Origin of the sequence: Rhodococcus wratislaviensis, assembly GCF_900455735.1 — a bacterium.
Classification (GTDB): domain Bacteria; phylum Actinomycetota; class Actinomycetes; order Mycobacteriales; family Mycobacteriaceae; genus Rhodococcus_F; species Rhodococcus_F wratislaviensis.
This window is the reverse complement of sequence record NZ_UAUI01000001.1, coordinates 1,176,602-1,188,687: the sequence shown is the minus strand read 5'-3', so window position 1 is coordinate 1,188,687 and position 12,086 is coordinate 1,176,602. Positions and strand designations below refer to the sequence as shown.

General features: G+C 67.8%; 11 protein-coding genes. 3 read left to right on the top strand and 8 right to left on the bottom strand.

Annotated elements, in window-relative coordinates; translation table 11 throughout:
- Positions 1 to 52: 52 nt before the first annotated feature.
- The 5 genes from DTA22_RS05470 to DTA22_RS05450 all read right to left on the bottom strand — a co-directional run bounded on the left by DTA22_RS05470 (position 53) and on the right by DTA22_RS05450 (position 4,351).
- Positions 53 to 1,486 carry a nucleobase:cation symporter-2 family protein gene (locus DTA22_RS05470; RefSeq protein ID WP_037240089.1) on the bottom strand — a complete coding sequence of 478 codons (1,434 nt, stop codon included), beginning with the start codon at positions 1,484 to 1,486 and terminating at the stop codon, positions 53 to 55.
- A gap of 10 nt (positions 1,487 to 1,496) precedes the next feature.
- Positions 1,497 to 2,390, bottom strand: coding sequence for a factor-independent urate hydroxylase (pucL, locus tag DTA22_RS05465; RefSeq protein ID WP_112298695.1), 894 nt, complete (start codon positions 2,388 to 2,390; stop codon positions 1,497 to 1,499).
- A 2-nt stretch (positions 2,391 to 2,392) separates the two neighbouring features.
- Positions 2,393 to 2,737 carry a hydroxyisourate hydrolase gene (gene uraH, locus DTA22_RS05460; protein ID WP_112298694.1) on the bottom strand — a complete coding sequence of 115 codons (345 nt, stop codon included), beginning with the start codon at positions 2,735 to 2,737 and terminating at the stop codon, positions 2,393 to 2,395.
- Positions 2,734 to 3,243, bottom strand: coding sequence for a 2-oxo-4-hydroxy-4-carboxy-5-ureidoimidazoline decarboxylase (gene uraD, locus DTA22_RS05455; RefSeq protein WP_112298693.1), 510 nt, complete (start codon positions 3,241 to 3,243; stop codon positions 2,734 to 2,736). Before uraD ends, uraH begins: the two co-directional genes overlap by 4 nt.
- A 292-nt stretch (positions 3,244 to 3,535) precedes the next feature.
- Positions 3,536 to 4,351, bottom strand: coding sequence for a shikimate 5-dehydrogenase (locus tag DTA22_RS05450; protein ID WP_112298692.1), 816 nt, complete (start codon positions 4,349 to 4,351; stop codon positions 3,536 to 3,538).
- Positions 4,352 to 4,436: 85 nt separating this feature from the next.
- Here DTA22_RS05450 and DTA22_RS05445 point away from each other — a divergent pair, with 85 nt between their 5' ends.
- Positions 4,437 to 6,011 carry a molybdopterin-dependent oxidoreductase gene (locus tag DTA22_RS05445; RefSeq protein WP_112298691.1) on the top strand — a complete coding sequence of 525 codons (1,575 nt, stop codon included), beginning with the start codon at positions 4,437 to 4,439 and terminating at the stop codon, positions 6,009 to 6,011.
- Between the two features lie 5 nt (positions 6,012 to 6,016).
- On the opposite strand, the gene DTA22_RS05440 is transcribed toward DTA22_RS05445, so the two are convergent.
- The 3 genes from DTA22_RS05440 to DTA22_RS05430 form a co-directional block, all read right to left on the bottom strand.
- On the bottom strand, positions 6,017 to 6,718 hold the full coding sequence (locus tag DTA22_RS05440) for an HNH endonuclease family protein (RefSeq protein ID WP_112298690.1): 702 nt from the start codon (positions 6,716 to 6,718) through the stop codon (positions 6,017 to 6,019).
- Between the two features lie 65 nt (positions 6,719 to 6,783).
- Positions 6,784 to 7,101 (bottom strand): hypothetical protein, encoded by a 318-nt coding sequence (locus DTA22_RS05435; RefSeq protein WP_037240073.1) that lies wholly within the window; start codon positions 7,099 to 7,101, stop codon positions 6,784 to 6,786.
- Between the two features lie 71 nt (positions 7,102 to 7,172).
- Complete coding sequence (locus DTA22_RS05430) at positions 7,173 to 8,075, bottom strand: NADP-dependent oxidoreductase (protein ID WP_112298689.1); 903 nt, start codon at positions 8,073 to 8,075, stop codon at positions 7,173 to 7,175.
- 373 nt (positions 8,076 to 8,448) lie between these two features.
- Here DTA22_RS05430 and DTA22_RS05425 point away from each other — a divergent pair, with 373 nt between their 5' ends.
- Positions 8,449 to 11,280 (top strand): DEAD/DEAH box helicase, encoded by a 2,832-nt coding sequence (locus DTA22_RS05425; protein WP_112298688.1) that lies wholly within the window; start codon positions 8,449 to 8,451, stop codon positions 11,278 to 11,280.
- A complete protein-coding gene (locus tag DTA22_RS05420; protein ID WP_037240066.1) occupies positions 11,277 to 12,050 on the top strand; it encodes an SWIM zinc finger family protein in 774 nt (257 codons plus the stop codon). The genes DTA22_RS05425 and DTA22_RS05420 overlap by 4 nt, the downstream gene beginning before the upstream one ends.
- Positions 12,051 to 12,086: the final 36 nt, after the last annotated feature.

The window sequence follows — 12,086 nt, the reverse complement described above, 5'->3', positions numbered from 1 at the left end:
GCGACTGCACCGCTCGACCACCGAGTTGCGCGGGGTGGCGTGGTGCGGGTCTTCACTCCTTGCGCACGGCGGAGGTGCGCGCCGTGCCTGCCGGGTGCTCCGAGTCCTCGGCTCGGTGGACGAGGACGGGCGGCGCCGCCGAGACCACCGAGGGAGTGGGCCGGTTGCCGGCCTTGATCTCGTTGAACAGGATGTTCAGGAGCACCGCGACGATGCTCGCCGCGCTGATTCCCGAGTCGAAGACGATGTGCACCCATTCCGGGAAGGCCGCGTAGAACTCGGGCACCGCGATCGGTATGACACCGAAACCGAGTGCCACCGCGACGATCACCAGGTTGAGATTGCCGTCGTACGACACCTTGGACAGGGTCCGGATTCCGCTCGCGGCCACGGAACCGAAGAGGACGATCCCCGCACCGCCGAGGACGGGCAGCGGCACGGAGGCCACCAGCCGCCCCAGGATGGGGAACAGTCCGAGAGCGAACAGGACCGAACCTCCGGCCGCGACGACGTACCTGCTCTTGATCCCCGTGATCGCGACGAGCCCGACGTTCTGAGCGAACGCGCTGGCCGGGAACGTGCCGAACACCGGTGCCACGGTGGTGGCGAGCATGTCGGCGCGGAGACCGTCGCCTACCCGGCGAGCATCGACCTTCGTTCCCACGATCTCGCCGACCGCGAGGATGTCCGCCGTCGTCTCGGTCATGATCACGAGGATCACCACGGTCATCGAGATGATCGCACCGATCTGGAACAGGGGAGTTCCGAACGAGAACACCTGCGGCAGTTCGAAGATCGCGCCCTTCCCGACGGCGCCGAAGTCGGCCTTGCCGATCAGCGCGGCGAACAGGGTTCCCACGACGATGCCGATCAGGATCGACAACCGCGACAGGGTTCCCTGGACCAGCCTGCTCACCAGCAACACGATGAACAGGCTGAACCCGGCGAGCCCGATGTTGGACATCGACCCCCAGTCCGGGGCCTTGGCGTTGCCGCCCATCGCCCAGCGCACCGCGACCGGCAGGAGGGAGATGCCGATGACCGTGATGATCGACCCGGTGACGACGGGCGGGAAGTAGCGCACGATCCTGCAGAAGAACGGGCTGATCAACAGTCCGATCGCGCCGGCGACCATGATGGCCCCGAAGACCGATCGCAGTCCGCCCGGACCGCTGGCCACCGCCACCATGGTGGACACCGAGGCAAAGGAAATGCCCTGCACCAGGGGAAGTTTTGCCCCGAAGTAGGGAACGCCGAGGGTCTGCAGCAGTGTGGCCGCACCGCTGACGAACAATGCCGCCGACACGAGCAGTCCGATTTCGACGCCGGTCAAGCCGGCGGCGCCGCCGACGATCAGGGGAGGCGCGATCACGCCGCCGTACATCGTCAGGATGTGCTGCAACCCGTAGACGTACGACTTTCCGAGCGGCAAACGCTCGTCCTCGGGTCCGGTTGTTCCGGCAACCCGGTGTCCGATCCGCTTCATCGCCGCGTTCCTAGCAGAATCCGGGAACGGAATCCCAGGCGCGGCCGGCGTCGGGAGCGTCCTCGCGCTCGACGGTCGCCTCGATCAGCCCGTAGGGGCGGTCGGCCGCGAAGAACACCTCGCCGGGGTTGTCGAGTCCGAACGGTTCCAGGTCGACGAGGAAGTGGTGTTTGTTCGGCATGGAGAACTTCATCTCCGCGATCTCGGGATGCGCCTCGAGTACCGCCGAACCCATCTGGAACAGGGACTGCTGCAGCGCGAGCGAATGCGTCGTGGCGAATGCCTCCAGCATGACTGCCCGCACGTTCTCGAAGGTCTTGTCGAAGTCGACGTCGGTGGTGAGGTACCGCCACCGGGCGCTCACCGAGGTCGCGAGGATCCGGTCGGACGTCTCCTGCAGGGTGGTGTACTTGTCCTTCGGGTAGCCCCGGAACTCCGAGCCCGTCGACTTCAGCACCACCATGTTGCTCAGGCCGGACACGATCCACGTCCGGTCGCCGTCGATGGTGACCACGGTGTTTCGCCGTTCGTCGCTCGATCGGACGAAGGAATGGTCGTGGCCTTCGCCGTCGACCGGGATCCGCGCCCACGAGTACTGCTCGATCTCCCATCGGCCGCCGGTGATCCACTCGAATTCCGACGTGAAGTGCCGTCCGAGTCGCATGGCGAACGTCTCGATCGAGCCGACGCCGTCGCGGGCGAACGCGTACACCGTGTTCTTCTGGGTGTCCGTGGCCACGACGTGCGCGTTGTCGCCTTCGGTGTGCACCGCGTCGAGGTCGCCGCGCAATTGCGAAGTCACGGTGACGTCTTCGATCTCGTGTCGCTTCGTGTCCCGGGTGATCTTGACCAACCGGACTTCTGCCTTGCCGTACTGGTTCTGGCCGAGCACGATCTTGCTCATGATTAGCTCCCTCGGTAGGTCGAGTATGCGAACGGACTGAGAAGGACAGGTACGTGGTAGTGCTGTTCGCTGTCGGTCAGGGTGAACGTGATGGTGACGTCGGGGTAGAACGCCGGACGACCCTTCGCGGCGAAGTAGCGTCCGGTGTCGAAGACGATCCGGTAGATGCCCGGCTCGAGTCGGGCGGGGCCCAGGGTTGTGACGCGTCCGTCGTCGTCGGTGACGGCGTCGGCCACGGTGATCCAGTCGGACTGCCGCTGGACCGTCAGCGTGACCGGCACCTCCCGCGCGGGTATGCCTTCGGCCGCATCCAGCACGTGGGTGGTGACCTGGCTGACGTCGTTCATGCGTTCAGCATTCCGGCGAGTCGACGTGCGGCGATGTCGCGTAGTTCCTCTGCGACAACGGCTAATTCGCTGGCCTCGTCGTTGAGCAGCCGGCGGTCGAGTGCGGTGAGGATGTCGGACGTGCTGCGGCCGGCGGCGCGGACGAGGAAGACCCGTCCGAACTTGTCCTCGTAGGCACGGTTGCCGTCGGTGAGCCGTTTGTGCGCTGCCGCGTCGGACGAATCGACGTTCGACTGCTCCGCGCGTGCCAGGTGCGCCTCGGCGTCGTCGCCTCCCGGGGGTTCACCGATTCGGGGATGGTGCGCGAGGGCTTGTTCGATCTCGTCCGCGGAGAGTGGGCCGGCGCCCGTTCTGGCCGCGGTGAGAAGTGAGGCGCGATCGGGGTACGGCCGGGCGGACACGAGTTCGTCTGCCCACCGGGGAATATCCAGGCAGATCCGCACCAGTTCCGTTGCCTCGGACTGTGAAGCCTCGTTGAATCGTTGGAGTCCTGCATCGAGATCCATGCGACCCTTCTTCCACAATGCGAAATAATGATTCCGTATAGAGAAGCGTGACAGGGGTCACAATTCATGTCAAGACCCAAAATTGAATTGATCCAGATTCGGGCGCGAGTGCGATCCGTGGTGTGCTGGAATCATGAAGAATGAAAGCTGTTGTGGAACAACAGTTCATAAAAGGGTGCGCTGAATCGCGGGGCCCTGGTCGGGCGGCGCTGTCGCGATTGACCGGCGTGCAGGCCGGCGGGCGATGAGGAGCGCCGAGGACACCGTCGCAGGTGTCTCGGCGGTGCTCACCTCACGACCGTGAATACTCGGATGCCCTGCGGATTTCTTCGGGGGACGGACGCACACCGGTGTAGAGGACGAACTGCTCCGCCGCCTGCAGCGCGATCACCTCGGCGCCGGTGATGACGGTCTTGTGGCGTTCGGCGGCGGCCCGGATCAGCGGTGTCGCGGCAGGCATGGCGACCACGTCGAACACGGCCTCCGCCGCGTCGATCGCGTCGAGTTCGAACGCCAGATCGTCGGCTTCGGGACCGCCCGCCATGCCGACGGGGGTGGCATTGATCAGGAGCCCTGGCCGTGCCGCGCCGAGTTCGGGTCGCCACTCGAATCCGTACTGCTTCGCGACGGCGCCGCCCGTCGTCTCGTTGCGGGCGACCACGGTCACGTCCGTGAAGCCGTAGTCGCGCACGGCGGCGACCACAGCTTTGGCCATTCCGCCGCTGCCGGCCACCGCCACGGACAGCGAGTGGGGCAACGCGTTGTCGCGCAACAGGTTCGCGATCGCCTGATAGTCGGTGTTGTAGGCGTGCAACACCCCGTCCTCGTTGACCACCGTGTTGACGGACTCGATGACCGACGCCGATTCGTGCATCACATCGACGTACTCGATGATCTGCTCCTTGAACGGCATGGAGACGCCGGCGCCGCGAATGCCCAGTGCGCGGATGCCGCCGACCGCGGCCTGGAGGTCGTTGGTGGTGAACGCTTTGTAGACGAAATTGAGGCCCAGCTCGCCGTACAGATAATTGTGAAACCGGGTGCCGATGTTGCTCGGCCGGCCGGAGAGCGAGATGCAGAGAAGAGTGTCTTTGTCGAGCTGGTTCATCCGGTAAATACTAGTAGTGGGCTCCCATCCGTGCGCGTTCTCAGCTCCGAATACACGGTGACGACGGCAAAGGAGCAGGGCTGCGATGACAACGACGATCGGTGACCGGCACGAGGCGGCGCGGACGCCCCGGAGGCGGCGGCACCTGGTCTCCCGCGCGCTCGCCGGAGTGATCGCCGCCGGCATGGTGCTCGGGGTGGGCGAACTGCTGTCGGCGCTGATCGACCCGAACTCGTCACCGTTCTATGCGGTCGGGTCGACGACGGTGGACCGCAGTCCCGCCTGGGCTCGGGAGTTCGCGATCGACACGTTCGGCACCAACGACAAACCCGCACTCTTCGTCGGCATGACGATCCTCATCGTGCTCCTCGCCGCGACCGCGGGCATCGTCGAGCGCCCTCGGGCCCCGTTCGGCAGCGCGATCCTGGCGGTTCTCGGGCTGGTGGGAATCTATGCCTCGACCCAGCGCCCCAGCGCCACGTGGATGTTTGCGCTGCCTACCGTGGTGGGGGTCGTTGCCGGCATCGCGGTTCTGCGGGTGCTGACGACCGCCGCGCGGGCGCCCGAGGACTCCGACGTCGAGGATTCGTGGTTGCCGCGCCGGACATTTCTTCTGTTGGCCGCGGCCGCCGCAGCGACTGCCGCGGCCGCGGGAGCCGCCGGCCGGTACCTCGGGCAGCAGGTCGCGGGCGCCGTGGACAACCGCCGTGCCTTCGCCGTTCCCGAGGTGACGGACCGGGCCGCCCCGATCGCTCCGGGCACCGACATCGACGTGCCGGGCGCCACCCCGTTCGTCACGTCGAACGAGGAGTTCTACCGGATCGACACCGCACTGCGGGTCCCGCGGTTGACGACGGACGACTGGCAACTGCGCATCCACGGCATGGTCGACCGCGAGCTCACGCTGACGTGGGACGACCTGGTCTCGAGGACGCCCGTGGAACGGGTGGTCACGTTGACGTGCGTGTCCAACGAGGTCGGCGGAAATCTCGCGGGCAATGCCACGTGGATCGGCTACTCGATCAAGGACATCCTCGACGACGCAGGTGTGCACCCCGACGCCGACATGCTGTTGTCCACGAGTAGCGACGACTTCACGGTGGGCACCCCGGTCGAGGCCCTGCGGGACGGACGCGACGCGATCCTCGCGGTGGCGATGAACGGCCAGCCGTTGCCGTTCGAACACGGTTACCCGGTGCGGCAGGTGGTCCCCGGTCTCTACGGCTACGTGTCGGCCACCAAATGGGTGGTGGATTGGGAACTCACGCGATTCGACAAGGCGGAGGCCTACTGGACGAAGCGCGGCTGGTCCGCGGAAGGTCCGATCAAGACCGCGTCCCGGATCGACGTGCCCGCCTCGTTCGCGCCCACCGCGCCCGGGCGGGTGCTCGTCGCCGGAACCGCTTGGGCGCAGCACCGCGGCATCGAGAAAGTGGAGGTGCGGGTCGACAACGGCGAGTGGCAGACCGCGACTCTCGCCCCGCAGTACACCATCGACACCTGGCGGCAGTGGACCTGGGAGTGGCAGGCCACGTCCGGGCTGCACACCCTCCAGGTGCGTGCCACCGATCTGGACGGCAACGTTCAGGTGGAGGAGCGGACCCCGCCGATCCCGGGTGGCGCCACCGGCTGGCACACGCGTTCCTTCACGGTGAGTTGAGGCGCTCACGGGCACCGCTGCGCCACCTCGGCGAGCGCGTCGCGGTCCGCCAGCGTCACGGGAAGCCCGTACTCCACCGCCACGGAGAGGTACTTGCCCGCGTAGAAGCAGTGGTACGCCGGGTTCGGCGGTAGCCAATCCTGCGGGGTCTGGTCGCCCTTGTCCTGATTGTCCGCTCCATTGACGGCCAGCAGATTGAACATGACGTCGTTGGCGAACCGGAGCCGACGCTCGGGCGACCACGTCGACGCGCCCATGTCCCACGCCGCCGCCAGCGGGTAGACGTGGTCGATCTGAACGGCTTTCGCGTCGGCTCGGTCGAACGGAAGCACGTCGCCGGAGTACGGATCGGCCAGGACCCCGCTCAGCACCACACAGTCGCGGGTGCCGTCGCGGAACGCCACCGAGCGGAGGTCGATCGCGAGAACGTTGTTGCGGGTGTCGCACCCGTCGTGGCCGCCGGCGGCGTCCTGGTCGTCGGTCCAGGCCGGGCCGAAGACGCACAACTCCTTGCCCGAACACCCGCGCTGGTATCCGCCGGGGTGCGGACGGGATACGACCGTCGCGACCCGGCCGAGCAACTCCTCGATGTGCGCGCGGGGCGGACTGCCCGGCGCGGGCTCGTCGCCCAGGTCGAGAAGCGACACCCCGCAACCGGAGACCGACAGGATCGTGGCCATCCACGCGGCCGCCCACAGAAGTCTCATGCGTCCCCCCGGCGCTCGACGACTTTCCCCCTACCGCCCGGAGTATGCACCGGGCCCCCGACAGGTCAAGTGAAGGGGAGGCGTACCGCGGCGATCGACGACAGGTGCATGCCGTCGTGGCCGATCACCCAGGAACCGCCGCTCTGCCGGCATTCCGCGAGCAGATCGAGGGTGCGGAGGAGGAAGAAGATCGCTTCGCTGGGGGTGGGGGTGACCGCAAGCCTGTGTGCTTCACCGTGTTTCATCCCGTCGAGCCACACGCCCGACTGCCCGTCCAGTCGAATCGTGACGATGTGCGTGGCATCGACGAAGGCGTACTTCCGTTGCTCCCACGGAGTGGTGAGCGCGTACCCCTGTTCGAGAACCTGGATCAGGATGCTCATGACCGACTCCCGAGTGTCCGGCAGTTACGTCTCTCCAGCATCTACCTCGGAACGGGTGAAATCCAGACCTGCTAACCGAACTCGATCACGACCTTGCCGCTCGTGTGACCGGACTCCACCATCGCGAGAGCGTCACCGGCGTGTGCGAACGGGAATCGGTGCGCGACCCGCGGGTCGAGGGTTCCGTCGGCCACCAGCGCGGCCAGCTCCGCGAACACCGCGGACGTTCGGCGCCGTTCCACTCCCGAGCCGCCGAGGTCCCGCGCGGCGAGCGGGTCGCCGGTGCTGATGATCGCCGCCGGATCCGCGACCACCCGCGCCGCCTCGGCGAGCGCGTCACCGCCGACGAGGTCGAAGATGGCGTCCACCGGGCCGGGCACGCGTGCGGCCAGTCTCTCTCCGGACGCCACCCAGCTGGCGCCGAGCGATTCGACGACCTCCCGCTTGCTCTCGCTCGCGACTCCGATCACGCTGACGTCCCGCGCCGCGGCCAACTGCAGCGCCGCCACCCCCACGCCACCGCCCGCGCCGACGACGAGCAACCGACTGCCGGGCGCCAGGTCCAGGGTGGCCAGCGCGTCGTACGCGGTTCCCGCTGCGACGGGAAGCGTGGCCGCGTCGGTGAACGAGACCGAGTCGGGCTTGTGTGCTGCCGAGGCCGTGTTGACCAGCGTGTACTCGGTGTATCCGCCGAACCCGGTGGCGGTCGCGCCGAACACGGGATCGCCGACCGCGAAGCCGGTCACCCGGGGACCGGTCTCGGCGACCACACCGGCGACCTCCCGGCCGAGAACGGCGGGAAGAGTGACGGGGACGGTGTCCTTGCGCGTTCCCGCCCGCACCTTCCAATCGGCGGGATTCACGCCGGCCGCATGGACGGCGACCAGCAGCTGTCCGGGACCGGGGGAGGGAACGGGGACGTCGAAGAACTGCTGTGTCTCGGGGCCGCCGTACTCGCTGAAGCCGTATGCCATGCTCACGCCCACAGTCCTATCACGAACCGGGGCCAGAATTCGGGCACGAAGAAGGCCCGCCGAATTGGAGTCGGCGAGCCTTCTCATGAGAACTCAGGAGCCGAACAGGCTGCCTAGGGAGCCTGTGCCTCCGCCTCCGCCACCGCCACCCATCAAGGGTCCGAGGACCTGGATGAGTTGAACGAGAACTTCCAAGATCTGTTCCATGTCCATTTTGTCTTCCTCCGATCACTGCGATCACGTTCGGCAGCGATCCCGGTGAGTTACCGGCGTGGACAGCCGCCAACTCGTTCATCGGTGGAATATCGTCGAGGGTTACATGTCTCGAGCAGGGACTTCTCCCGCTGTCGGTCGCGCCTGATTGGATGGGTGCATGCTGCACGGCCTCTGGACACCCGGTTCGGGCCTCATGCTGTGGGTCGAGGACCGGAATCCGGCCGCCGAGGAGCCGACGGATGCGGTCGGACGGGTGCTGGCACGGAAGTTCCGGCACCACGTGAAGGTGCCGATGCCGACGCCGTCGGGGCCGGAGATGCTCGAGTGGGCCGCGGTCGCGCTGGCACCGCCGGATGCGACGGAGTTCCTGCTGTCGGTGTCTGCCCGCGACCCCCGGATCGCCGGGGATCTGCGCTACCTCGCCCACGTCGCCCGCGGTGTCGAGCGGTGGGCACGGGCCGGCCGGGTGGTGCCCGAGGCACACCGGGCGGAGGGCGGCTGGTGGCCGCGCTGGCGGCTGCTCGGCGGTGAGCGCCAGCGTGCGTGGCTCACGGAGCTGGCCGTCGCGATGCCGCCGGTCCAGCGTCACGGCACGACCCCCCGGGCCGTGCTCGACGACATGGTCACCGAGCTGACCGATCCCGTCGCCCGCCGGGTCCTCGAACGACGGCACCCGGACGATTCCGGCATCGATGCGGATCACCCGCTGATCGCGGCGCTCGTGCGCGGCGACCAGTTCGCCGAGGGCACCGCCCAGCTGTCGGGTTCGCTGGACGGGTGGCGCGACAGCCTCAAGGTGGACGAGCCCGAACTGGTGCTGCGGCTCCTCGAGCCGGAAGACGTGGACGTGGAGGGGGACTGGGATCCGGACACGGTGTTGTGGCGACTGGAGGTCTGTCTTCGTCCGGAAGGCGAAGCGCCGGTGCCGATTCCGCTGCACCGCACGGAGGCGAGCCGCCTGCAGATCGGGGTGCGCAAACTGACGGAGGCCGTCTCCGCCTACCCGCGACTGCAGGACGTCCCCAGTGACCCCGACAGCCTGGACCTGATGTTGCCCACCGCCGTGGTCATCGACCTCGTCGGGCACGGGGCGGTGGCGTTGAAGGAGAAGGGCATCAGCCTGCTGCTGCCGCGGGCGTGGAGTGTGGCGTCGCCGTCGATGCGGCTGAGGGTGAGCTCGCCGAGCACCCCGGCGAGCGCGGAGAACCGGGCGGTCGGCAAAGACCAGCTGGTGCAGTACAACTGGGAGCTGGCACTCGGCGACACGGTTCTCACCGCCGCGGAAATGAATCGACTGGTCAACTCGAAGAGTGATCTCGTGCGGCTGCGCGGCGAGTGGGTCCGGGCGGACCAGGAGGTGCTGTCCCGCGCGGCGCGCTACGTGGCGGAGCGGCACGCCAGCGGCGACCGGGCCATCGTGGACCTGCTGAAAGACCTGATCGCGGACGATCTCTCCGACCTTCCCGTCGAGGAGGTCACGGCCACCGGCTGGGCGGCCGCGTTGCTGGACGGCGACACGAAGCCTCAGGACGTGCCGACGCCGGACGGGTTGGACGCCACGCTGCGCCCGTACCAGAAGCGGGGGCTCGACTGGCTGGTGTTCATGAGCCGCCTCGGTCTCGGCGCCGTCCTCGCCGACGACATGGGTCTCGGCAAGACGCTGCAGTTGCTCGCGCTGCTGGCCCATGAAAACGCGCCCACCCCCACCCTGCTGGTGTGCCCGATGTCGGTGGTCGGCAACTGGCAGCGCGAGGCGGCACGCTTCGTTCCCTCGCTGCGGGTGCTCGTCCACCACGGTCCGCAGCGGCTGAGCGGTGACGACTTCACGGCCGCCGTGACGCAGAGCGATCTGGTGATCACCACGTATGCGCTGCTGGCCCGCGACGTCGCAGAGCTGAAGGAGCAGGACTGGCGGCGCGTCGTGCTGGACGAGGCGCAGCACATCAAGAATGCGAAGACGTCGCAGGCGCGGGCGGCGCGGAGCATTCCGGCGGCACACCGCGTCGCGCTGACGGGCACTCCGGTCGAGAACCGACTGGACGAATTGCGCTCGATCCTGGACTTCGCGAATTCGGGCATTCTGGGTTCGGAGGCGATGTTCCGCAAGCGGTTCGTGGTGCCGATCGAGCGGGAGCAGGACGAGACGGCCGTCGCCCGGCTCCGCGCGGTCACGTCCCCGTTCGTGCTGCGCCGCGTCAAGACCGATCCCGCGGTCATCGCCGACCTCCCCGACAAGTTCGAGATGACGGTCCGCGCCAACCTCACCGCGGAGCAGGCCGCGCTGTACCGGGCGGTGGTCGACGACATGATGGCGCAGATCAAGGACAAGAAGGGGATGAAGCGCAAGGGCGCCGTCCTCGCTGCCCTGACGAAACTCAAGCAGGTGTGCAACCACCCGGCGCATTTCCTGCGCGACGGGTCGGCGGTGATGCGGCGCGGACAGCACCGCTCCGGCAAGCTGGGGCTCGTCGAGGACATTCTGGACTCCGTGGTCGCGGACGGCGAGAAGGCGTTGCTGTTCACCCAGTTCCGGGAATTCGGTGACCTCGTCACCCCGTACCTCGCGGAGCGTTTCGGTACCACCGTACCGTTTTTGCACGGGGGTGTCTCCAAGCAGAAGCGCGACGACATGGTGGCCTCGTTCCAGGGCGACGACGGGCCGCCGATCATGATGCTCTCGCTGAAGGCGGGCGGGACGGGCCTGAACCTCACCGCGGCCAATCACGTCGTCCACCTCGACCGGTGGTGGAACCCGGCGGTCGAGAACCAGGCCACGGACCGGGCGTTCCGGATCGGCCAGCGGCGGGACGTGCAGGTGCGCAAGCTCGTGTGCGTCGGAACCCTGGAGGAACGGATCGATGCGATGATCGCCACCAAGCAGGAGCTGGCCGATCTCGCCGTCGGGACGGGTGAGAACTGGGTGACGGAGATGAGCACCGAGCAACTGGGTGAACTGCTGCGACTCGGTGACGAGGCGGTGGGCGAATGACGAACCGGCGACCCGGGCCGTACTTCGGCCAGTACGGCAAGCGACGACCGGTGACGGGCGGGCTGGAGGCACGGTCCCGGCGGGGATCGTTCGGGCGCACGTGGTGGGGCCGCGAGTTCGTGGACATCATCGAGTTCGTCGCCGACAAGGGCCGGATGAGCCGCGGGCGGAACTACGCGCGCAGCGGTCAGGTGATCTCGCTCGAGATCGCCGGTGGGATGGTCACGGGGGAGGTCCAGGGCAGTCAGCTCCAGCCGTTCGTCGCGACCGTCTCGATCGACCGCCTCGACGAGGCGGAAGTCGCGGAACTCGTCGCGCTGGTGCGTCGGCAACCCGGCAGTCTCGCGATGCTGGCGGGCGGCGGAGTTCCGGAGGTTCTGGGGCCCCTGCTGCTGCCCGCCGGGGCGTCGGCGCTGAACTACGACTGCACCTGCCCGGACGACGGCTGGCCGTGCAAGCATGCGGCCGCGGTCGCGTACCTCACCACCGAACGCATCGACGAGAACCCGCTCGAGATCCTGACGCTGCGCGGCGTCGATCTGGACATGCTGATCGACGGTGTCGGCGGCGACTCCTCCGACGCGGACGTCGACGACTGGTTCGGCGACGACTCCTCGCTGCCCGCCCTGCCCGACGCCGACTTCCGGGCGGCGATCGACGATCTCGACCCCCTGCTGCTGCGGAAAGCGGTCCGATCGGTCAGTGAGGACGAGCGTGCGGTGGACGCCGCGATCCGGGAGCTGAAAGCGCTGTACCAGCACTTCCGCTGACCGTGCGATGATGAGGACGCGGAAGCTCGCCTCGTT